The organism is Pedococcus ginsenosidimutans, from assembly GCF_039544395.1.
GTDB lineage: Bacteria > Actinomycetota > Actinomycetes > Actinomycetales > Dermatophilaceae > Pedococcus > Pedococcus ginsenosidimutans.
This window is the reverse complement of sequence record NZ_BAABLO010000005.1, coordinates 126,042-147,174: the sequence shown is the minus strand read 5'-3', so window position 1 is coordinate 147,174 and position 21,133 is coordinate 126,042. Positions and strand designations below refer to the sequence as shown.

Annotated in this window: 17 protein-coding genes and 1 riboswitch; of the genes, 4 read left to right on the top strand and 13 right to left on the bottom strand. The window is 74.3% G+C overall.

The features are described from left to right. Window positions 1-13: 13 nt before the first annotated feature. The 3 genes from ABEA42_RS09610 to ABEA42_RS09600 all read right to left on the bottom strand — a co-directional run bounded on the left by ABEA42_RS09610 (window position 14) and on the right by ABEA42_RS09600 (window position 5,105). Window positions 14-2,122: an elongation factor G-like protein EF-G2 gene (locus ABEA42_RS09610; protein WP_345502818.1), complete on the bottom strand. Its 2,109-nt coding sequence runs from the start codon at window positions 2,120-2,122 to the stop codon at window positions 14-16. 78 nt (window positions 2,123-2,200) lie between these two features. After that, the gene (locus ABEA42_RS09605) at window positions 2,201-4,567 is read right to left on the bottom strand and encodes an ATP-binding cassette domain-containing protein (RefSeq protein ID WP_345502817.1); all 2,367 of its coding nucleotides are present in this window, start codon (window positions 4,565-4,567) and stop codon (window positions 2,201-2,203) included. Then, window positions 4,455-5,105, bottom strand: a complete 651-nt coding sequence (locus ABEA42_RS09600; RefSeq protein ID WP_345502816.1) for an ECF transporter S component — start codon at window positions 5,103-5,105, stop codon at window positions 4,455-4,457. The genes ABEA42_RS09605 and ABEA42_RS09600 overlap by 113 nt, the downstream gene beginning before the upstream one ends. 75 nt (window positions 5,106-5,180) lie before the next feature. Then, window positions 5,181-5,283: riboswitch (TPP riboswitch) on the bottom strand. Window positions 5,284-5,389: 106 nt separating this feature from the next. Here ABEA42_RS09600 and ABEA42_RS09595 point away from each other — a divergent pair. Beyond that, window positions 5,390-5,659, top strand: coding sequence for a DUF4235 domain-containing protein (locus ABEA42_RS09595; RefSeq protein WP_345502814.1), 270 nt, complete (start codon window positions 5,390-5,392; stop codon window positions 5,657-5,659). 92 nt (window positions 5,660-5,751) lie between these two features. Here ABEA42_RS09595 and ABEA42_RS09590 read toward each other — a convergent pair whose 3' ends face one another. The 5 genes from ABEA42_RS09590 to ABEA42_RS09570 form a co-directional block, all read right to left on the bottom strand. After that, on the bottom strand, window positions 5,752-6,624 hold the full coding sequence (locus ABEA42_RS09590; RefSeq protein WP_345502813.1) for an LPXTG cell wall anchor domain-containing protein: 873 nt from the start codon (window positions 6,622-6,624) through the stop codon (window positions 5,752-5,754). Window positions 6,625-6,763: 139 nt separating this feature from the next. Continuing rightward, on the bottom strand, window positions 6,764-7,741 hold the full coding sequence (locus ABEA42_RS09585; protein ID WP_345502811.1) for an LCP family protein: 978 nt from the start codon (window positions 7,739-7,741) through the stop codon (window positions 6,764-6,766). A 2-nt stretch (window positions 7,742-7,743) separates the two neighbouring features. After that, window positions 7,744-8,913, bottom strand: a complete 1,170-nt coding sequence (gene hutI, locus ABEA42_RS09580; RefSeq protein WP_345502810.1) for an imidazolonepropionase — start codon at window positions 8,911-8,913, stop codon at window positions 7,744-7,746. Next, a complete protein-coding gene (locus tag ABEA42_RS09575; protein WP_345502808.1) occupies window positions 8,910-10,235 on the bottom strand; it encodes a formimidoylglutamate deiminase in 1,326 nt (441 codons plus the stop codon). The genes hutI and ABEA42_RS09575 overlap by 4 nt, the downstream gene beginning before the upstream one ends. Next, the gene (locus ABEA42_RS09570; RefSeq protein WP_345503037.1) at window positions 10,232-11,446 is read right to left on the bottom strand and encodes an allantoate amidohydrolase; all 1,215 of its coding nucleotides are present in this window, start codon (window positions 11,444-11,446) and stop codon (window positions 10,232-10,234) included. Before ABEA42_RS09570 ends, ABEA42_RS09575 begins: the two co-directional genes overlap by 4 nt. A 183-nt stretch (window positions 11,447-11,629) precedes the next feature. Between ABEA42_RS09570 and ABEA42_RS09565 the strand changes: the two genes are divergently transcribed. Both ABEA42_RS09565 and ABEA42_RS09560 read left to right on the top strand, forming a co-directional pair. Continuing rightward, the gene (locus ABEA42_RS09565) at window positions 11,630-11,752 is read left to right on the top strand and encodes a hypothetical protein (RefSeq protein ID WP_345502807.1); all 123 of its coding nucleotides are present in this window, start codon (window positions 11,630-11,632) and stop codon (window positions 11,750-11,752) included. Between the two features lie 130 nt (window positions 11,753-11,882). Next, window positions 11,883-12,857, top strand: coding sequence for a LacI family DNA-binding transcriptional regulator (locus tag ABEA42_RS09560; RefSeq protein WP_345502805.1), 975 nt, complete (start codon window positions 11,883-11,885; stop codon window positions 12,855-12,857). Window positions 12,858-12,861: 4 nt separating this feature from the next. On the opposite strand, the gene ABEA42_RS09555 is transcribed toward ABEA42_RS09560, so the two are convergent. After that, complete coding sequence (locus ABEA42_RS09555) at window positions 12,862-14,742, bottom strand: adenylyl cyclase (protein WP_345502803.1); 1,881 nt, start codon at window positions 14,740-14,742, stop codon at window positions 12,862-12,864. Window positions 14,743-15,143: 401 nt separating this feature from the next. Between ABEA42_RS09555 and ABEA42_RS09550 the strand changes: the two genes are divergently transcribed. Beyond that, window positions 15,144-15,620, top strand: coding sequence for an aminoacyl-tRNA deacylase (locus tag ABEA42_RS09550; protein ID WP_345502802.1), 477 nt, complete (start codon window positions 15,144-15,146; stop codon window positions 15,618-15,620). Between the two features lie 156 nt (window positions 15,621-15,776). On the opposite strand, the gene hutU is transcribed toward ABEA42_RS09550, so the two are convergent. From hutU to rraA, 4 genes are all read right to left on the bottom strand, one after another. Beyond that, window positions 15,777-17,435: a urocanate hydratase gene (hutU, locus tag ABEA42_RS09545; RefSeq protein WP_345502801.1), complete on the bottom strand. Its 1,659-nt coding sequence runs from the start codon at window positions 17,433-17,435 to the stop codon at window positions 15,777-15,779. Window positions 17,436-17,478: 43 nt separating this feature from the next. Next, entirely contained in the window at window positions 17,479-19,068 is a 1,590-nt protein-coding gene (gene hutH / locus ABEA42_RS09540; RefSeq protein ID WP_345502800.1) for a histidine ammonia-lyase, read from the bottom strand. A gap of 109 nt (window positions 19,069-19,177) precedes the next feature. Further along, window positions 19,178-20,572 (bottom strand): D-alanyl-D-alanine carboxypeptidase/D-alanyl-D-alanine endopeptidase, encoded by a 1,395-nt coding sequence (gene dacB, locus ABEA42_RS09535; RefSeq protein ID WP_345502798.1) that lies wholly within the window; start codon window positions 20,570-20,572, stop codon window positions 19,178-19,180. A 90-nt stretch (window positions 20,573-20,662) separates the two neighbouring features. Beyond that, window positions 20,663-21,130 (bottom strand): ribonuclease E activity regulator RraA, encoded by a 468-nt coding sequence (rraA, locus tag ABEA42_RS09530; protein WP_345502797.1) that lies wholly within the window; start codon window positions 21,128-21,130, stop codon window positions 20,663-20,665. Window positions 21,131-21,133: the final 3 nt, after the last annotated feature.

Sequence of the window (21,133 nt, the reverse complement as noted above, 5' to 3'; positions counted from 1 at the left end):
CCGGCGGGTCGGCTCAGCCGGTGGCTGCGGCGACCTCGCGCGCGAGTGCGGGCGGCATGTAGTCGTAGCGGGCGAAGGCCCTGGTGAACGAACCCGTGCCGTGGGAGACCGAGCGCAGGTCGACGGGGTAGCGCGACAGCTCGTGCGCCGGCACCTCGGCGTGGACGACGGTGCGTCCCGGCAGGTCGGCGGGCTCGGTGCCGTGGACCTGGCCGCGCCGGCCGCGCAGGTCGGCCAGGACGCTGCCCACGGCGTCGTCGGAGACCTCGATGTGCACGACGTCGACCGGCTCGAGCAGCGCCACGGTGGTGTCGTTGGCCGCCTCGCGCAGGGCCATCGCCGCCGCCGTCTGGAACGCCATGTCCGAGGAGTCGACCGAGTGCGCCTTGCCGTCGGTGAGGGTCACGCGCACGTCGACGACCGGGTACCCGGCGAGGACACCCTTCGCGAGCTGGTTGCGGACACCCTTCTCCACCGACGGGATGTACTGCCGCGGCACGGCCCCGCCGACGACCTTGTCGACGAACTCGATGCCCGCCCCGCGCTCCAGCGGCTCGACCACGAGGTGGCACACGGCGTACTGGCCGTGCCCGCCGGACTGTTTGACCAGCCTGCCCTGCACCGTCGTCGGTCGCGCGAAGGTCTCGCGCAGCGACGTCCGCACCGGCTCGACGTCGACCGCCACGTGGTGCCGGGAGGAGAGCAGGGAGATGACCTGGTCGACGTGGGCGGGACCCATCGCCCAGAGCACGAGCTGGCGCGTCTCGGCGTTGTGCTCCAGGCGGAGCGTGACGTCCTCGGCGGCCAGCCGCTGCAGGGCGGCGGCGAGCTTGTCCTCGTCGCTCTTGGACCGGGCGTGGATGGCGACCGGCAGGAGGGGGTTGGGCAGGACCCAGGGCTCGACCAGGGCCGGCTGGTCGCGGCGCGACAGCGTGTCGGACGTCTCGGCGGAGGAGACCTTGGTGACGAGCGCGAGGTCGCCGGCGACCGCCACGCCCTTGGGGCGGGTCTCGTCGGCAAGCGGTGACGACAGCGGCCCGACCCGTTCGTCGTCGGAGTCGTGGTCGGCGTGCTCGTCCACGAGGTGGTCGGCGAAGTGCTGCAGGTGGCCCGAGACGTGCACAGGCTCGTCCGGGCGCAGCGTGCCCGAGAACACCCGCACCAGGGAGAGCCGACCGATGAACGGGTCGGTCGTCGTGCGCACGACCTCGGCGACCAGCGGGCCGTCGGGGTCGCAGGTCACGGGGCCGAACGCACCACCGGCGGGCGTGTAGACGGTGGGGACGGGCGCGTCGGCGGGCGAGGGGAAGCCGTGCTCGAACAGCTCCAGCAGCTCCTCGACCCCCACGCCCGTGGGCGTGTGGGTGGGCAGCACCGGGAAGAACCGCGCCGTGGCGATCGCCGCCCGCAGGTCGGCGGAGACCGCGTCGGGGTCGACCTCCTCCCCGGCCAGGTAGCGGTCGAGCAGCGCCTCGTCCTCCGACTGCTCGATCACCGACTCCAGCAACTGCGGCCGCCTCGCGTCGATGAGCTCCGCCTCCTGCGCGTCGGGCTCGCGGTCGGGCACCGGGCCGCTGCCGTTCCCGTCCCCGGCGTCCCTGACGGTCCGGCGCAGCAGGGCGAGCAGGCCGCGTACGGAGCCGTCCCGGACCAGGGGAAGCGCGAGCGGTTCGGTGTCGCCGAAGGCGCGCCGGCAGGCGGCCACGGTCGCGTCGTAGTCGGCACGCGCCGCCTCCAGCCGGGTCACGGCCACCGCCCGCGGCATCCCCACGGCGTCGCACTCGCGCCACAGCAGCCGGGTCGCCTCGTCCACCCCGTCGGCCGCCGACACCACGAACAGCGCGGCGTCGGCCGCGCGCAGCCCTGCGCGGACCTCACCGACGAAGTCCGGGTGGCCCGGGGTGTCGAGGAGGTTGACCACGACCGCGCCGCTGGGCACCGACGCCGCGCCCAGGGCAGTGGTCGTCGGGGGGTCGCCGTCACGCGAACGACGGCCCGGGACCCGGGCCGCCACCAGACGCTCGAACAGGGCAGTCTTCCCCGCCCCCGACGCCCCCACGAGCACGACGTTGCGAATGCCCTCGGGTGACGTGGGACCAGCGGCGTCGTTGACGCGGTTCATGGGGCCACCCTGCCCCCGGGACGGGCGGCGCACAAGGGCCGTACGACGCACTCCCGGAGCCCGGTGGCCGGGCAGCGGTCAGGGGGCGAGCAGCGCCACGGCGAGGGGCGCGAGTGCCAGCAGCAGCACGACCGCGTCGGCCCGTCGCCAGGGCGCCGGCTGCGCCCAGGTGCGGCGGGACGCGGTGGCGAAACCACGGGCGTCCATGGCCACGGCGAGCGCCGCCGCGGCCTGCAGCGAGCGGACCAGCATCCCGAGGGTCAGGGCCCACAGCTCGGCGAGCACCGACCGCGGCGAGCGCGCGGTCGCGGCGATGCCGCGGACCCGGCGTGCCCGCGAGATCTCGGTCCACACGTCGCCGAACGTGTGGACCCGCTGCAGCGCCGCGGCCAGGGCCACCACCGGCCGCGCCGGGAGGTGCAGCCGCTGGGCGAGGTGGTCGCCGAGGGCGTCTGCGTCGACGTGCTGGACGAGCACCGCCGACGGCAGCACGATGACCAGCACCCGCAGCCCGGCCGTGGCCACGACGTCGAGGTCACGGTTGCCGAGCAGCCAGGTCGACCAGGCGACGGACACCGCGCCGAGCAGCCCCGGCACGAGGCGCAGGGCGACCCCGGTGGCCCGCCCCCTCGGTGCAGGTCCACGGCCCGCGCCGCGTACCGCCCCCGCGGGGGCGCTCAGCGCGAGCACCGCCAGCGCGACCTGTACGGCGAGCACGAGCAGGCTCGTGGTCCAGTGCGGCGACGCCACCCCGGCGGGCACCCCGAGCAGGGCCGCGCCGAGCAGCGACAGCGGGCCGGCCCGCGCGACCAGGGGCCGGCGCGGCGTCGGCGGCTCGGGCGGCTGGACGGGGCGCCCCACGGTGGTCACCCGGTCGGCGCGGTCGACGGCGCCCGCGTCGTGGGTCGTCAGGACCACGGCCGACCCTGCGTCGCGCAGCCCCTCGAGCAGCCCCATCACGGCCGCCCAGGTGTGGCGGTCCTGGCCCACCGTGGCCTCGTCGGCCAGGAGCACCGCGGGCTGGTGGGCGACGGCCGAGGCCATGGCGAGCCGACGCTGCTCACCCCCGGACAGGTGGCGCGGGTCGGCCTGCTCCAGGTGCGCGAGCCCGAGGACGTCGAGCAGGGCGCGGCACCGGGCCAGGGCCTCGGACTCGACGAGCCCGAGGGCGCGGGACGTGGTCATGACCTCGTCGAGGACGTTCGTCGCGACGATGGTCGAGCTGGCCCACTGCGGCACCCAGGCCAGCGTGCGGGCCAGGTCGACCGTGTCCCAGTCGGCGGGGTCCCGGCGGCCCGCGACGGCGAGGTCGGGGTGGACCCGCACCTCGCCCGCCTGGCGTTCCAGCAAGCCCGCGAGCGCCAGCATGAGGGTCGACTTGCCCGCCCCGGAGGGCCCGACGAGCGCGTGCCCCTCCCCCGCGCGGACCTGGAGCCACTGGTCGTCGACGGCCACACTGGTGCGGGTGGAGCCGTCGAGGCGCCTCGTCGACCGCTCCACGCGCACCGCGACGGCGTCGAGCGCGACGACGTGGGCCCCGAGGCGACCGGGCCCGAAGGTGCCGGGCGCGACCGGCCTCGGCTCCGGACCAGGTGTGCCGGGCACCCAGATCCCCTGCGCCGCCAGCTCCTCGCCCTGCCTCGAGAGGACCTCGTGCGGGTCGCCGTCGGCGACGAGGTGGCCGGTCGAGTCCAGCACCAGGATGCGGTCGACGACCTCGACCCACGGCCCGAGCCGGTGCTCCACGACGACGGTCGTGAGCCCCCGCGCGGCGGTCACCTCGTCCACGACGTCGCGGACCGAGGCGGTGGTGGCGGGGTCGAGCATCGCCGTGGGTTCGTCGAGCAGCAGCAGGGTGGGCTCGAGGGCCAGGGCGCCGGCCAGCGCCAGGCGCTGCTGCTCGCCACCGGAGAGCGCGTGGGTCGGGGTGTCCTGCGCCATCGTGAGGCCCACGGCCGCCAGGGCCGCTGCCACGCGTGCCGGCATGGCCTCGCGCGGCACGCCGGTGTTCTCGAGGCCGAAGGCCACGTCACGGCCGATGGTCGCCGAGACGACGCCCGCCCCCGGCTCCTGCAGCACCAGGCCCACGGCCCCGGCCCGTTCGCCGGGGGGCGCCCCGTCGAGCAGCACGCTGCCCGACCGCTCGCCGGAGTCGGCGACCTCCAGGACCCCGGCGAGGGCGCGCAGCAGCGTCGACTTGCCCGAGCCGCTGGGGCCGACGAGCAGGACGCGCTGTCCCGCGCAGACCGTCAGGTCGAGGCCGGGGATGACCGGGTCGCGGCGACCGTACGGGCGCCAGGCCAGCCCCCTGACCTCGACGTGGCCGGGGTGCTCAGACAGCGCGCGACTCCCGCGCCTCCTGGCCGGCGGGGAAGGCGCCGAGCGCCCCGGCCCCCGCCAGCGCCCTGGTGAGCAGCCAGCCGATGCCCCCGGCGACGACGGCACCGGCGGCGGTGAGGATCAGCGCGTAGACGACCTTGTAGCCCATGCCCCAGTCGGTCCAGTAGACCTGCCACTCGTACAGCGCCTCGAGCGGGGCCGCGAGCGCACCGGCGAGCAGCGCAGCGCCGAGGCCGAACGCGCCGTACCCGAGGAGCAGGAAGCCGATCTCGGCACCGAGGCCCTGCAGGATGCCGGAGACGAGGGTCGCGGCACCCCACTGGGTGCCGGGGAGCATCGAGACGACGGCGGCGACGACCTCGCAGGCGAGGGCCGCCCCGGGCCGGCGGACGACGAGGCCCCCGACCACCCCGGCCACCAGCCAGGGGGCGCCGGTGATGCCCTGCAACGGCGGGAAGACGGCGGCGAGGCCCTTGGCGGGCGCCTCGTACGCGAGGCCCCACCCCCAGTACGCGATGCCGAGGGCGGCACCGAGGAAGGCGACGGTGAGCAGGTCGACGGTGCGCCACCCCATGAGGGGGGCGGTGGCGCGCAGGCTGCCGCGACGGGGCGTGGTGACCGCGGGGGTCCTGGTGGTGCTCATGGTGGTCCTCTCGAGATCCATGGAGGTTCGAGGGGGTCGCACCGGTCGGCGACCGCACCCGCGGAGGCCGACAGGTGCTCGAGATTCTCGACTCCCTACGCCGGTGCGAACCGGATCAGGTGTGAGGGTCTGCGGTTGCCCGCACTCTCAGCGCTCTCGCGCTCCCCTGTCGTTACGTGGCACACGCTACTCCTCCGTGACAGGGTGGTGGGAGAGAGCAGGGGACGGTTCCTCGGGACCGACCTGCGACGCGGACGAACGAGCTGGAGGACGACATGGGCCCGATGGTGTGGCGAGTGATGGGCACGGGGTCGGCGGTGCTGGCCGGGATCGTCGCGAACAAGCTGGTGACGACCATCTGGAAGAAGGCCGGCAAGGACGCGACCCTCGACCCGCGCGACCCCCGTACGCCGTGGAGGGACGCGGTCGCGTTCGCCGCGCTCACGGGGCTGGCGGCCGGCGCGGCCAAGGTGGCCATGACTCGCAAGGCGGCGCAGTACTACGCGAAGTCCTCCGGCCACCTCCCCAAGGCCATGCAGGAGGGCGACGCCTGAGCAGGTCCCGACCCTGGACGGGGCGTACCCGGTCCTGACGCACGAGTGCCGCGCACCCACCGGGGTGCGCGGCACTCGTGTGCTGGAGCGGGTCAGGCCTTGAGGTCCGCGCGGCGGCGCAGGACGTGCGCGCCGACACCGAGCAGGAGCAGCGCACCGCCGAGGCCGGCGAGCGGGCCGTTGTCCGAACCGGTGGCAGCCAGCTCGGGGCGAGCGGCCGGAGCTGCCGCGGGAGCGGCACCGGGCACGGCGGCCGGGATGGCCGAGGCGGGGGCGGCGGTGATGGTGAACTCGCCGAAGCCGAGCGCGTCGGGGTTGTCGATGTCGCCGCAGACGACGAGCGCGCCGGCGTCACCGGGCTCGAGGTTCTCGGTGCCCGGCTCCAGGGTGCCGGTGAAGGACACGGTGCCGTCGGCCGCGGGGGTGACGGTCTCGTCGAGGAACGGGTTGTCGTTGTCACCGACGCCGGCCATCACCGTGGCGGTGGTGGTGCCGGGGGCGCAGGCGGCCGTGACCGTGAACTTCGAGCCGATCGCGACGGTCGAGGGGTTGACCGTCACGTCGATCTCGTCGAACAGCAGGTCGGAGGCCAGCAGGAACTGGGCGGACGCGGTGCCGAGGGGCGCCGACTCGTCGTAGCGGAAGCAGGTGACGGTGGCGTTGGCCGCGCCGAAGGTGCCCTTGGACACGTCGAGGTCGGCGGAGTAGGAGAGGTCGACCTTGGCGACGTCGACGCTCTCGCGGGCGACCTCGGTGCCGTTCTGGGAGACCGTGACGACGGCGGTGAGGCTGCCCGGGGCGCAGGTGCCCGAGGCGTTGAGGACCTCGTCGGACATGACGACGTCGGACGGGTCGAGCGTGATCGTGGTGCCGGGGGCCGCGCTGGCCGGACCGGCCAGGAAGAGGCCGGCGCCGAGGACGGCGACGGCAGCCGCGGCGGACAGGCGGAAGCGGGCAGAAGGCATGGGTTCCTCGTGGGTTCGTGGTGTCTGGGCGGGCAGGTGCGGTGCTCGCGCGGTGACAGTATCGGGCCGACGGGCCGTTGCGCCGCCAATCCGACATTTCTTGCGTCTGGGCGCAATCCGGTCCGACCGAACGGCCGAGTCAACCCGTGGCGCAGCCGGGTGACCTGAGCGGGCGCAGGGCGGCCGTGGTGGCGTCGGTGACGAAGGCGAAAGGCACCGTGGTGTCCTCGAGCTGCGCCGGGACGGTCACCACCCCTGCCGCCGCCGCGCCGCGCAGGGCCCTGGCCATGCTGAGGAGCTGCGGCAACCCGAGGCCGTGGTCGCGGCGCAGGCTCGGGCCGGCAGCCCACAGGGCCCGCTGCACGGTCACCGGGTCGTCGAGGGCGGCGCTGACCCCGCCGAGCACCTGGGCCGCGTGGGTCGAGCGGGTGGGGTCAGCCGCGGGGTCGGCCACCCACGTCCCGCCCCGCAGCACCTGGGGGTGGCGCGAGCGCACCCAGGCGAGGGCCTGCCGGCCGTCGAGGCGCTGCGTGCCCCCGCGCAGGTCGAGCTGCGCCCTCCGGTCGCGGGTCGGTTCGGCGACGGTGACCGGGATCCCGCCGACGGTGTCGATCAGGCCGACCAGGGCGTCGAAGTCCGCGACCACCACGTGGTCCACCCCCACCCCCACGTCGGTGCAGAGGCTGTCGACCAGCGCCTGCGGCCCGTCCGCCAGCGCCAGCCCGAGCCGGTGCGGGACTTTGCGCTGCTCGCCGACGTAGAGGTCGCGCGGCACGGAGTACAGGCGCGCCGGGCCGTCCTCCGGCGCGCGCAGGAGCAGGACGAGGTCGGCGCGCTCACCCCTGGGCTGGTTGGCGTCCGCGTAGCGGCTCCGGTCGGCCGCGTCGAGCCGCTCGCGCGAGTCGGAGGCGACGAGCAGGTAGGTCCTCCCGGCGCCGGACCCGGTGGGGGTGACGTCGAGCCGTGGCACCCGGCCGGTGAGGACGAGGGCATCGGCGAGGACGAGCACCACGACCGCGATCAGGGTCGCCGCGGTGATGACGCCGGCACGGCGTGGGCGGGTTGCCGTGGCTGCGGCCAGCAGGCCGGCACCGCGCCGGCGGGTCGGGACGGCCACCCTCAGGCCTCGAGCTCGAGGGTGCGCGCGATCGGCACGCCGGCGCGGTAGGACAGGTGCACGTGCGAGGGGGCGTCGAGGACGGTGAGGTCGGCACGCGCGCCGACGGCGAGCCTGCCGATGTCGTCGCGGCGCAGCGAGCGGGCCGACCCGGCGGTGGCGGCGTACACGGCCTGTCCCGGCGTCAGCCCCATCTCGCGCACGGCCAGCGCGATGACGAACGGCATCGAGGACGAGTAGCAGGTGCCGGGGTTGCAGTCCGTGGCGAGGGCGATGCCGACCCCGGCGCGCAGCAGCGCCGCGGCATCCGGGTAGGGCGAGCGGGTCGAGAACTCGACGCCCGGGAGCAGCGTGGCGACCGTGGTGCCGGCCGCGTCGGCGAGGGCGTCGACGTCAGCGGCGGACAGGAACGTGCAGTGGTCGACGCTGGCCGCGCCGAGCTCGACGGCGAGCTGCACCCCCGGCCCGGGGCCGAGCTGGTTGCCGTGGACGCGCAGCCCGAGCCCTGCCGCGCGCCCCGCCGTCAGCACGGCGCGCGCCTCATCGGCGGTGAAGGCGTGGGCGGAGTGGGGCTCGCAGAAGACGTCGACCCAGCGGGCGTACGGCGTGACCGCCTCGAGCATCGGGCCGGTCACGAGGTCGACGTACGCGGCGCGGTCGGCGGCGTACTCCGCCGGCACCACGTGCGCGCCGAGGAACGTCGTCTCGGTGGTGAGCTCACGGGCGATGCGCAGGGCTCGCACCTCGTCCTCGACGGTGAGGCCGTAACCGCTCTTGACCTCGACCGTCGTGGTGCCCTGCGCCCGCATCTCGGCGACGCGGCCGGCCAGGAGCGCGCGGAGCTCGTCGTCGGTCGCGGCGCGGGTGGCCGCCACCGAGACCCCGATCCCGCCGCCGTCGTAGGGCGTCCCGGCCATGCGGGCCGCGAACTCGTCACCACGGTCGCCGGCGAACACCAGGTGGGCGTGGGAGTCGACGAAACCAGGCAGCACCGCCCGGCCCCCGACGTCGAGGCGCCGGTCGGCCGCTGGTGCCGCGGCCTGTGGCCCGAGCCACGCGACGAGGCCGTCCTCGACGACGACGGCTGCGCCGGCCTGCACGCCGAGGCCGTCGGCGCCGGTGCCGTCGCAGGTGACGAGCTCCCCGATGCCCGTGACGACGGTGCTGCTCACCGGTGCTCCCGCACCGCAGCGAGCGAGGACGTCAGCAGCGCCGCCACGTCGCCGAGGCGGTGCTGTCCGTCGCGCACGACGACCTCGCCCCCGACGACGACGAGGTCCACGTCGGAACGCGTTGCGCTGTAGAGGATCTGGCCGGCCTTCGACCCGGCGGTGTTGACCGTGTCGGTGCGCACGAGGACGAAGTCGGCGGGTCCGCCGTCCGCGATCGTGCCGCCCTCGGACCACCCCAGGCTGCGGTAGCCGTCGACGCTCGCCGCCCGCATCAGCTCGTCCACAGTGAACCGGCCCCGTTCGTTGCTCGCGAGGCGCTCGTGCATCTCCAGACCCCGCACCTCCTCGAACATGTCGATCACGGCGTGCTGGTCGGAGCCGAGGGTCAGCCGCACCCCGGCGTCGGCCAGGGCCCTCGCCGGGCCGATCCCGTCGGCGAGGTCGCGCTCGGTCGTGGGGCAGAAGCACGCGGTGGCCCGGTGCGCACCGAGGAGGGCGGTGTCGTCGTCGGTGAGGTGGGTGGCGTGGACCGCGGTGAACCTCTCGCCCAGCAGCCCGGCATCGGCGAGCAGGCGCGTCGGGGTGGCGCCGTAGAACATCTGGGTGGCGAGGTTCTCGCCGGGCTGCTCGCTGACGTGGGCGTGGACATGGCGCCCGCGGGTCACCTCGGCGAGCGGCTTGAGCTGGTCGCGGGGTATGGCGCGCACGGAGTGCACGGCCGCGCCGACCCGTGTCGTCGCATCCGGCTCGAGGGCCGCGACCCGCGAGGCCCACGCGTCGATGTCGCCGTCGGAGAACCGCTCCTGCACGTCGTCCAGGGGCAGGTGGCCGTCGCCGGTCAGGCCGCCGGCGAGGTAGCAGGTGTCGAGCAGCGTCAGCCGCACCCCCGCCTCGCGAGCAGCCTCGACGAGCGCGTGCCCCATGGCGTTGGGGTCTGCGTAGCGGCGGCCACCCGCCTCGTGGTGGAGGTAGTGGAACTCGCCGACGACGGTGATCCCCGCGAGCGCCATCTCGGCGAAGACCGCCCGCGCGAGCGCGTGGTAGGTGTCGGGGTCGAGGTGCCGCGTCACGGCGTACATCTGCTCGCGCCAGGTCCAGAAGTTGCCCCCGTCGCCATGGGTACGGCCCCGCAGCGCACGGTGGAAGGCGTGGCTGTGCGCGTCGGCGAGGCCGGGAAGCAGGACGCCGTGCAGCCGCACGTCGCCGGGCTCCGGCCGCGCCCGGCGACGGACCCCGGCGAACCGGCCGTCGACCACCTCGAACCGCACCTCGGTCGCGAGGCCGGTGGGCAGCCAGGCGTGCTCGACCCAGTACGCAGTCATGCGCGACCCCCGGCCCGGGGGCTCCGGCCACCCGCGAGGTCCTCGAGCACCGCGGTGAGGGCGGCGACCCCCTCGAGGCAGTCGGGCAGCTCGGCGTGCTCGCGGGGGGAGTGCGAGACGCCGGTCGGGTTGCGGACGAAGAGCATCGCGGTGGGCACGCCCGCGTTGGCGAGGATCCCGGCGTCGTGGCCTGCGCCCGTGCCGAGGACCGGTACGTCGCCGAGCAGGGTCCGCAGCCGGGCGCCGAGTGAGGCGTCGAAGGGCGTCGAGGGGGTCCAGGACTCCTCGGTGACGACTCCCCCGACCTGCTCGACCATGGAGCGGACGTCGGCGACGGCCCTGCGCACCGCCCGGGGACTGGCGCCCCGGGCGTCGAGCCAGCCGGTCACGGCACTGGGTATGGCGTTGACGCCGCCGGGGGTCACCGCGACCTTCCCGACCGTCGCGACGCACCCGTGCGTGGTGGCCGCCTCACGGGCGGCGAGCACGGCGCCCGCGAACCCCAGCATGGCGTCGTGGCGGTCCTCGAGCCGTGTGGTGCCGGCGTGGTTGGCTTCCCCGGGGAAGTCGAGCCGCCAGCGACCGTGGGGCCAGATGTCGGTGCCGAGCGCCACGGGCTCGCCGAGGTCGACGAGCGCCCGGCCCTGCTCGACGTGCAGCTCGACGAACGCGCCGACCCTGGCCAGGGTCTCGTCGTCGCGGCCGATCTCGTGGGGGTCCCTGCCCGCGGCCCGCAGCGCCTCGGCCATCGTCGTCCCGTCGGCGTCGGTGAGGCCACGGGCCCGGCGAGCCGTCATCGCCCCGGTGATGACGCGCGAGCCGGCGCAGGCCACGCCGAAGCGGGCACCCTCCTCGTCGACGAAGTTGACGACGCCGATGGGACGCTGCGGCCGGAACCCCTTGTCCTGCAGGGCGTCCACCGCCGAGAAGGCGCTCACCACACCCAGCGGGCCGTCGAAGGCACCGCCGTCGGGGACGCTGTCCAGGTGCGACCCGGTGACGACCCCCGGGTCGCCGGCGCGGACCGCCTCGTCGGGGTCGCCCCACCACGCCCACTGGTTGCCCATCCGGTCCTCGGTGAGGTCGAGGCCACGGCGGGCGGACTCGGCGGCGAACCACTCCCGCAGGTCCTGGTCGGCGCGGCTCCACGCGAACCTGCGGTAGCCGCCGGAGCGCTCGCTGCGCCCGACGGGCTCCAGCTCGGCCCACATCGACTCGAAGCTCACGGCGCCCTCTCCACGACCTCGGCTGGCACGGGTGCCGACCCGCGGCGCGGTCGGCGAACCAGACCATTCCACACCAGGGACGTGACGCGCGTGCCCGGCTCGCCCCGCATACCGTCTCGGATGGCAGACGCGGGGCGTCGGGACCGGCACCTGGGGTAGACACGGTCCATGCGAATCGGAAGCGTCGACGTGCGCCCCCTCGGCGGGGCCCCGGGGTGCCTGGCCATGATCCTGGTGTCGGTGCTGCTCTCGGTCGCGCTGACGGTGGTGCTCAACCTGCTCCTGCGCTGAGCTCCTGTGGCGTCCAGCCCACTCCGGCGGAGCCGGCCCGTCGGGCGGAGCCGACCCGGCCCGGCGGGCGGGTGCCGCTCACTAGGCTGGCGGCCAGGACGAGCACGGCCGGGAGGTTCGGGTGGAGAGCGTGACCAGCGCCGATGTCGCACGCGACAGCGGGGTCTCGCGGACGACGGTCAGCTACGTCCTCAACGACACCCCCGGGGTCCGGGTCTCGGACGAGACGCGCGCCCGCGTGCGGGCCTCGGCGGACCGGCTCGGGTACCACCCCTCGGTCGCCGCGCGCACGCTGCGCACCGGGCGCAGCGACCTCGTCCTCTACGTCCTCCCGGACTGGCCGCTCGGGCCGGCCGTCGACACCCTGCTGGACCACCTCGCCGGTGAGCTGGCGCAGCGTGGCCTCACCCTCCTGGTCCACCACGCCCGGTCCGGCCGGCCGCTGCGCGAGCTGTGGCGCACCGTCACGCCCCTGGCCGTGGTGGGGGTCCTGGGGTTCACGCGCGAGGACCGGGAAGCCATGCAGCGGGCGGGGATCCGGGCCATCGAGTCACCGTTCTCGGGAGACGTCCCCGACGTCTTCGCCGCGACGCAGGAGCGCATCGGGAGGCTGCAGGCCACCCACCTGGTCGCCAGGGGCTGCACGGTCCTCGGCTACGCCGCCCCCACCGACTCCCGCGTCCGGCTGTTCGCCGAGCTGCGGCTCGCGGGTGTCCGGGCGACGTGCGCCGAGGCGGGGCTGCCGGCCCCGGTCGTCGTCCCGGTCGAGCTCACGACGCAGGCGGCGCGGACGGCGCTGCGCACCTGGCGGGACGGGGACGCCCCGGTCACCGGGGTGGCCGCCTACAACGACGACGTCGCCCTCGCGGTCCTCGCCGCGGCCCGGGAAGAGGGCGTCGCCTGCCCCGACCAGCTCGCCGTGGTGGGAGTCGACGACACCACCGCGGCGCAGTTCTCGGTGCCGACGCTGACGACCGTCGCGCAGTCCCTGGACGCCCAGGCGCGACACCTCGCAGCCGCCGTCGTGGCCGCCCTCGACCACTCCGGGACGGCAGGACCGCCCCCGGACGACACCTTGCGCCTCGTCGTCCGGGGGTCGGCCTGAGCGCTTACGGGGCCGGGTAGTCCGTGACGAAGACCGGCACCCCGACCTTGGTCGTGTCGGCAGCCCCGCCCACGCCGTTGACCACGTGGTCCAGCACGCCGCCACCGAGGTTGACCGTGAGCAGGTGGTGCAGACGCACGCCCGGCGCCTGCGGCACATCGAAGCCGTTCGCGGTGTGGATCGACGGGTCGTTGCGGTTGTAGACGTAGGACCCGCCGCCGTACAGCCGGTGGCTGGTCACTCCGTCGGCCACCTTGTACGCGGCCCAGCCGCGGACCCCGTCGTGGTCCCAGTCGGCCTGGGTCGGCGGGTCGTAGGGCAGCTCGTTCTGGAAGAAGATCGTCGTGCCGCGCTCCCCGTTCCAGACGACGTTGTGCTGCTGGAAGTGCTCGACGAACAGGCCCGTGGCGGTGACGTCGTCACCGTTGACGACCACGCCGTTGAGCCCCGTGTTGGTCCGCCAACGGTCGGTGTCGCCACTCACCCCGGCGGTGAAGGGCTCCACCCCGTGGTCGGCCCGCCAGACCCAGGTGTGGTCGACGAGGACGTCGTCGCTGTTCACCTCTAGGGCGGTCCGGGTGCGCCCGACGTGCGGTCCGCCGACCCTGAAGTAGACGTCCGAGAGGGTCGTCGGGTCGCTCGAGGCCTCGTGGGGGACACCGTTGTTGCCGTGGCGGGTGCCGACGCGCAGCAGGGCCGGCGACTCGACCGACCCCGCGTCGATGGTGACGCCGGCGACGACGACCCCGGGCACGTCCGCGACCGTGAGGGGGACTGCCCCACCGACCGCGGTCAGGGTGGCGTGCCCCAGGCCGAGCACGACCGTCCCCGGGCGCTTGATGCTGATGCTCCGGTCGATGTCGTAGACACCGGGCGTCAGGAGCAGGTCGAGCCCGCGGGCCAGCTGGTTGTTGATCTCCTGCACCGGCGTCGACGGGCTCGCCACGAAGAACCTGTCGAGTGCGACGGTGCGCCCCGGCGTCAGGCCCTGGGCCCAGGAGACCCCCCGGCTGTCGCGGCGCGCGGACGGGACCCGCACGGCGTACCGGCCCTGCCCGTCGACGAAGAGGTACGGCTTCTCCCGGCTCACGGGGGTGCGGTCGAGTGTCGTGTAGGGCGGGTCGGGGTATCCCGTCTCGGCGGGCGCGCCGACGACGCCCGAGAAGACGGCGTTCCACACGCCGTTGCTCCACCCGGCGACCTCGCTGTTGCGGGTGAACCACTGCTGCTGGGAACCGTTGATGGTGAACGGGATCCGTGAGTCCGCGATGAAGCCGCCGCTCGCGTACTGCGGTCCGGCGGTGCAGTAGTCCATCAGCGACAGGTTGGCGCCGCTGATGTCGAGCCGGCGCATCGAGACGGCCTGCGACACCGCCCAGAAGTTCGCCGAGGCGCGGCAGCCGTCCTGTCCGGTGGCGTCCACGTGGAGGGTGAGGTTGGACAAGGTCCGCCAGAAGTTGTCGAGGGCGATGCAGTTGCTGGTGCCGCCGTCACCGAGGCAGCGGTTGTAGACCTCGACCTTGCCGTTGATGGTCACGTCACCCGGTGAGGCTCCGAGGCCGGCGACCTCGGTGTAGTAGCCGACCCTCACCTGCAGGGGCTGGGCCGCCGTGCCGTAGGTCCCCGGCTCGAAGAGGAACGCGTGCCGGGCGGTGCCCATCTCGTTGTCGACCTGCTGGGCGGCGAACGCGTCCATCTCGGCCTGGATCCTGGACACCGGCATGCTCGGGTCGAAGACGGTGACCGCCGGGCCGAGCGCCGGTGCCGCCGGGTCGGTGGGTGCCGCCGGTGCGGCGGGGGCAGTCGGCGCGGCGGCCGCGGCGTGGGCGCTCGGGGCCACGAGGCCGCCGAGCGCGAGCGTCGCCACGGCCGCGAGGGCGAGCACCGGGGTACGGGACTGCCTGCGACGGCTTGGCAAGGGGTGGTGGGGCACGGGGCACCTCTTCGTCGAGGGACTGGTGACTCGTGTCACCACCGAGCAGGGTGGCCGGGGCGTGGAACCGTGTCAAGGGCGCGTCCACGCCTCCGCAGCCCCTTCCGCGGCTGGTGAGGGCGCCCCGGACTTTCGGCCACTCGCCCGCAAGCCCCGGCCCCGCGCCCTACTCAGCACGGAACTTTCGGCCACTCGCCCGCAAGCCCCGGCCCCGCGCCCTACTCAGCACGGAACTTTCGGCCACTCGCCCGCAAGCCCCGGCCCTGTGCCGTACTCAGCACGGAACTCTCGGCCACTCGACCGCAAGCCCCGGCCCCGCGCCGTACCGGGCACGCGACGCCTACCCTCGTCCCATGAGCGACGACGGTGCGGCCCGGGCCGCGGCAGCGCTGGAGGCGAGCGGCATCCCGCACACCATCACCCGCCACGGCAGGGTCGGCTCACTGGAGGAGGCCGCCGCGGCCCGAGGTGTCGAGCCCCGCGACATCGTCAAAACGCTCGTCGTGCGGCGCGCCGAGGACGACTACCTCTTCGTCCTCGTCCCCGGCGGACGCGAGATCAGCTGGCCGAAGCTGCGGGCCCTGCTCGGGGTCAACCGCATGTCGATGCCCGACGCGGCGACGGCCAAGGACGTCACCGGGTACGAGCGCGGCACCATCACGCCGTTCGGGTCGACGCGGGCGTGGCCCGTCGTCGCCGACGCGACGCTGACGGGCCGGCCCCTGTCGATCGGGGCCGGCGCCCACGGCGTCGCGGCGACCCTCCAGGCCGACGACCTCGTCCGGGTGCTCGACGCCCAGGTCGCCGACGTCACCGAACCCACCGCCTGACCCAACCCCGAGCTCCGCCCCGCTCCCACCCGAGCTTGGGGGCCGGAACGCTCGCGGATGCGCGCGCTGCGACACCCAAAGTTGGCGCGGCGCGGGGCGAGGCGGGGCGGGGCGGCCCGGGCGGGGTTGGGTCGGGCGGGGTTGGGTCGGGGCGCCTCAGCCCTCGCGCATCGGGATGCGGACGCCCTGCTCGGCGGCGGTGCGCTCGGCGATGTCGTACCCGGCGTCGACGTGGCGGATCACGCCCATCGCCGGGTCGTTGGTGAGCACCCGGGCGAGCTTCTGGGCAGCGAGATCGGTGCCGTCGGCCAGCGAGACCTGGCCGGCGTGCAGCGACCGGCCGATGCCGACACCGCCACCGTGGTGGATCGAGACCCAGCTCGCACCGGAGGAGGTGTTGACCAGGGCGTTGAGCAGCGGCCAGTCAGCGATGGCGTCCGAACCGTCGAGCATGCTCTCGGTCTCGCGGTAGGGGCTGGCCACCGAACCGGTGTCGAGGTGGTCGCGCCCGATGACGATGGGCGCGCTGACCTCGCCGGTGCGGACGAGCTCGTTGAACGCCAGGCCGGCCTTGTCACGCTCACCCTGGCCGAGCCAGCAGATGCGGGCAGGCAGGCCCTGGAACGCGATCCGCTCCTGCGCCCCCCGGATCCACTTGTGGAGCCGGTCGTTGTCGGGGAAGAGGTCGAGCACCGCGCGGTCGGTGGCGGCGATGTCCTTGGGGTCTCCGGAGAGCGCCGCCCAGCGGAACGGGCCCTTCCCCTCGCAGAACAGCGGCCGGATGTAGGCGGGGACGAACCCGGGGAAGTCGAACGCCCGGTCGTAGCCACCCTGGCGGGCCTCGTCGCGGATGCTGTTGCCGTAGTCGAAGACCTCGGCCCCGCCGTCCTGGAACTCGACCATGGCCTGCACGTGCTTGGCCATGGACGCCCGGGCCCGGTCGGTGAACTCCTCGGGCTTCTTCTCCGCGTACTCGTGCCAGTCCCCGAGCTCGATTCCCTCGGGCAGGTAGGACAGCGGGTCGTGAGCCGAGGTCTGGTCGGTGACAATGTCGATGGCGACACCGCGGCGCAGCAGCTCGGGGAACACGGTGGCCGCGTTGCCGACCACACCGATCGACCAGGCCCGCTTGTCGGCCTTGGCCTGCAGCGACTTCTCGATGGCCTCGTCGAGCGACTCGGCGACCTCGTCGAGGTAGCGGTGCTCCACCCGGCGGTGCAGGCGCGCGGGGTCGACGTCGACGATGAGGCAGACGCCGCCGTTGAGGGTGACGGCCAAGGGCTGCGCACCGCCCATGCCGCCGCAGCCGCCGGTGAGGGTCAGGGTGCCGGCGAGGGTCCCGCCGAACCGCTTCTCCGCCACCGCCGCGAACGTCTCGTAGGTGCCCTGCACGATGCCCTGGGTGCCGATGTAGATCCACGACCCGGCAGTCATCTGGCCGTACATCGTCAGCCCGAGGTGCTCGAGCCGCCGGAACTCGGGCCAGGTCGCCCAGTCGCCCACGAGGTTGGAGTTGGCGATGAGGACCCGAGGCGCCCACTCGTGGGTCCGCATGACACCGACGGGGCGCCCGCTCTGCACGAGCATGGTCTCGTCCTGCTTGAGGGTGGACAGCGTGCGGACCATGGCGTCGAACGACTTCCAGTCGCGCGCGGCCCGGCCGGTGCCGCCGTAGACGACGAGGTCGTCCGGGCGCTCGGCGACCTCGGGGTCGAGGTTGTTCATGAGCATCCGCAGCGGTGCCTCCGCCCCCCAGTGGGTGGCGTGGGTGAGGGCCGTACCGCGCGGGGCGCGGACGGGACGGGCGCCTTCCATGTCTTTCTCCTTCGAGCTTCGGGCTTCGGGGGTACGGGGTGGGCTAGGCGAGGGGGCCGGTGACGGCTTCGGCCGCGGCGAGCGCCTCGCCGCTGGCCACGAGCTGGACCGCCACCTCGATCTCGGGGGCCAGGAACCGGTCCGCCCCGGGGGCCGGGGCGCCTGCAGCTCGCAGCGCCGCGACGACGGCCGCCGTGGCCGGCGCCGGGGTCAGGGGCGCGCGCAGCTCGAGGGCGCGGGCCGCCGTGAGCAGCTCGACGGCCAGCACCCGGGTGAGCCCGTCGACCGAGCGGCGCAGCTTGCGGGCGGCGGACCAGCCCATCGAGACGTGGTCCTCCTGCATGGCGCTCGACGGGATCGAGTCCACCGACGCGGGGGCCGCGAGGCGCTTCATCTCGGACACGATCGCTGCCTGGGTGTACTGCGCGATCATGTGGCCGCTGTCGACTCCCGGGTCGTCGGCGAGGAACGCGTGCAACCCGTGGTTGCGGGAGACGTCGAGGAACCGGTCGGTCCGGCGCTCGGAGATCGAGGCCAGGTCGGCCGCGACGATCGCGAGGAAGTCCAGGACGTAGGCGACGGGCGCCCCGTGGAAGTTGCCGTTGGACTCCACGCGCCCGTCAGGCGTCACCACCGGGTTGTCGACGGCGGAGGCCAGCTCGTACCCGGCCACGCGCGCGGCGTGCTCCACCGTGTCGCGGACACCTCCGGCCACCTGCGGCGAGCAGCGCAGGGAGTAGGCATCCTGCACCCGGGTGCACGCCTCCGGGTCGCGGTGGCTGTCGCGGATCCCGCTGCCCTGCATGACCTTCCGCAGGTTGGCAGCCGAGAGGGCCTGCCCCGGCTGCGGCCGCAGTGCGTGCAGGTCGGCGGCGAAGACGTCGTCGGTCCCGAGCTGGCCCTCGACGCTCATGGCGGCCGTGATGTCGGCGACGCGGAGCAGCATCCGCAGGTCGGTGATGGCCAGCACGAGCATGCCGAGCATGCCGTCGGTGCCGTTGATGAGGGCCAGGCCCTCCTTCTCGCGCAGCTCGACCGGGGTGATCCCGGCGGCCCCGAACGCCTCCGCCGTGGGCATCTTCTCCCCTGCCGCGTCCCGCACGACACCCTCGCCCATCAGGGCCAGGGCGCAGTGCGAGAGCGGCGCGAGGTCGCCCGAGCAGCCCAGGGATCCGTACTCGTGGACCACGGGGGTGATGCCTGCGTTGAGCATGGCGACGTAGGTGGACAGCGTCTCCTCGCGGATGCCGGTGCGTCCGGTCGCGAGCGTGGAGATGCGCAGCAGCATGAGGGCGCGCACGACCTCGCGCTCGACCTCGGCCCCGGAGCCCGCGGCGTGCGAGCGGACGAGCGAGCGCTGGAGCTGCGCCCTCAGCTCGACAGGGATGTGCCGGGTCGCGAGGGCACCGAAGCCGGTCGAGACGCCGTAGTGGGCCTGGTCGTCGTCCGCGAGCGCGTCGATCACGGCGCGGGTGCGCCGCACCTCGGCGAGGGACTGCGGGGAGAGCTCGACCCGGGCATCGTGCCGTGCCACGGCGACGACGTCCTCGAACGACAGGGGGCCGGTCCCCACGGTCACCGTCGCGGCCGACCTGCTGCTCGACGTGTCAGGGGTGGAGGCGGTGGCGGTCATGTCTCTCATTGCAGCGCAGCGACCCACGCCGCGGGAGCCGTGCGCGCGCCATACCGTCTCGCATGCGAGACCGACCTGTCGCGAGCGGCGCGACCGACCGGCGAGTGGCTCAGTAGCAGCCGGTGGAGGTGGCGGAGAGGGCGTCGACCGCGGCGCGCGCCGAGTCCGTCGCGGTGTTGGCGTTGACCAGCAGCGAGAACAGCCGTTCGCGCCCGTCCTTGCCCTGGGCGATGCCGCTCAGGGTGACGACGTCGTCCAGGCTGCCCGTCTTGGCGCGCACGATGGAGCGGGCACAGCTCGTCGGTGCGGTGGTGAAGCGGTTCTCCAGCGTGCCGGAGACCCCGGCCACCGGCATGCCCGACGAGGCGAACACGACACTGTTGACGTCGGGCTGGGTGCGCATCTTCTTGACCAGGTAGAGCGCGGTCGTCACCGGCATGCGGTCGGAGCGTGACAGCCCCGAGCCGTCGTAGAAGACGAGGCCCTTGGTGTAGACGCCGTAGCGCTGGAGCACCTGCATGGCGTTGGCCCGGGCGCCGGTCCAGTCGCCGGTGAACCCCCGCTTGAGGGCGGCCAGCCGGAACAGCGCCTCGGCGTAGTCGTTCTGGCTCACGTTGAGCATGGCCTGGACCATCGACCCGACGCTGGGTGACGTCGACCGGGCCAGGGTGGTCGACCCGCTCTCCACGACGGCCCGGCCGACGCCGTTGACCGTGAGGCCGTAGGACCGGAGCTGGTTGGCGAGCACGTAGCCGGCGTTGACGGAGGTGTCCATGACGTTGACCTGGTCGACGACCAGGGCGCGCACGGGGGCGACCTCCGAGGGCACCCACTCGGCCTTCCACCCGGTGGCGTTGACCGGTGCGGGGAACAGCGAGTCGTCGACGAGGACCTTGACGGTGGTGATGCCCTGCGCCTTGGCCGCGCTGGCGGTCGTCGACGCCATCGCCTTGAGCCGGGCCGAGGTGAGGGTCGGGTCGCCCGCGCCCTTGAGGTAGATCGAGCTCTTGTAGCGGCTGCCCTGGAGCACGGTGGTGGTCAGCGTCGCCCCGGCGCCCAGGGACTTCAGGGCGACGTACGCGGTGACCAGCTTCTCGTTGGACGCCGGGATTCGGGTGGTGGTCGTGTTCCTCGACCACACCGCGCGACCGGTGGCGAGGTCGACCACCTGGCCGCTCCACGCCGTACCGAGCCGGGTGTCCTTCGCCCGGGACGCGAGCTTGGTCGCGATGCTGGAGGTGAGGTCGGCGGTCGTGGCGGTGGTCGTGCCGGTGGACGCCGTGGCGGTCGAGCGGCTCGCCGCACGGCTGTTCGTGGCCAGGGGCGCGAGCGACGTGGAGGCGGCGGTGGTGCGCGGCACCCCCGTCGTCGAGGCGGCGCGCTCGAGGTCGTGTGAGGCGGTGGTTCCGGCCGCAGCGGGGGCGACCGAGGCTGCGGTGACCGCCGCGGCGAGCACTGCGGTGAGGGTGGCGATCGCGGCGGGGCGGGGGCGCGAGATGGTCATGGAGGCTCCTCGGGTCGGGCCGAGGGTAGCCCCGAAAGTGTGACGGATGGGGCGGAAGTGCCACGTTCCTGACCAACCCCAGACCTTCGGTCAGGAGCAGGTGACCAGGATCCCGTCCTCGTCGGCCCACAGCTGCCGGCCCGGCACGAAGTCGACCCCGCCGAACGACACCGTGACGTCCCGCTCGCCGATGCCGTCCTTCGCGCTCTTGCGCGGGTTGGACCCGAGCGCGAGCACACCGAGAGGCAGCTCGCGCAGTGCGGCGACGTCCCGGACGGCGCCGTGGATGACGACACCCGCCCAGCCGTTCCGGACCGCGGAGGCCGCGATGAGGTCACCCATGAGCGCCGACTCGAGGGAGCCGCCGCCGTCGACGACGAGCACCTTCCCGTGGCCGGGCTCGGCGAGGGCAGCCTTGACCAGGGCGTTGTCGCGGTGGCACCGCACGGTGCTCACCACGCCCTCGAAGACCAGATGGGCACCGTGGTGGCGCAGCTGGAGCGAGCAGGACTGCAGGTCCTCCCCGTGCTCGTCGTAGAGGTCGGCGGTGGAGGCCATGGT

What these genes read in the sequence shown, in the direction of transcription:
- ABEA42_RS09610 (WP_345502818.1), bottom strand. Translation starts at nt 2,122, where the DNA reads ATGAACCGCGTCAACGACGCCGCTGGTCCCACGTCACCCGAGGGCATT.
- ABEA42_RS09600 (WP_345502816.1), bottom strand. Translation starts at nt 5,105, where the DNA reads ATGAGCACCACCAGGACCCCCGCGGTCACCACGCCCCGTCGCGGCAGC.
- ABEA42_RS09595 (WP_345502814.1), top strand. Translation starts at nt 5,390, where the DNA reads ATGGTGTGGCGAGTGATGGGCACGGGGTCGGCGGTGCTGGCCGGGATC.
- ABEA42_RS09590 (WP_345502813.1), bottom strand. Translation starts at nt 6,624, where the DNA reads ATGCCTTCTGCCCGCTTCCGCCTGTCCGCCGCGGCTGCCGTCGCCGTC.
- ABEA42_RS09575 (WP_345502808.1), bottom strand. Translation starts at nt 10,235, where the DNA reads ATGACTGCGTACTGGGTCGAGCACGCCTGGCTGCCCACCGGCCTCGCG.
- ABEA42_RS09570 (WP_345503037.1), bottom strand. Translation starts at nt 11,446, where the DNA reads ATGTGGGCCGAGCTGGAGCCCGTCGGGCGCAGCGAGCGCTCCGGCGGC.
- ABEA42_RS09565 (WP_345502807.1), top strand. Translation starts at nt 11,630, where the DNA reads ATGCGAATCGGAAGCGTCGACGTGCGCCCCCTCGGCGGGGCCCCGGGG.
- ABEA42_RS09550 (WP_345502802.1), top strand. Translation starts at nt 15,144, where the DNA reads ATGAGCGACGACGGTGCGGCCCGGGCCGCGGCAGCGCTGGAGGCGAGC.
- hutU (WP_345502801.1), bottom strand. Translation starts at nt 17,435, where the DNA reads ATGGAAGGCGCCCGTCCCGTCCGCGCCCCGCGCGGTACGGCCCTCACC.
- hutH (WP_345502800.1), bottom strand. Translation starts at nt 19,068, where the DNA reads ATGACCGCCACCGCCTCCACCCCTGACACGTCGAGCAGCAGGTCGGCC.
- dacB (WP_345502798.1), bottom strand. Translation starts at nt 20,572, where the DNA reads ATGACCATCTCGCGCCCCCGCCCCGCCGCGATCGCCACCCTCACCGCA.
- rraA (WP_345502797.1), bottom strand. Translation starts at nt 21,130, where the DNA reads ATGGCCTCCACCGCCGACCTCTACGACGAGCACGGGGAGGACCTGCAG.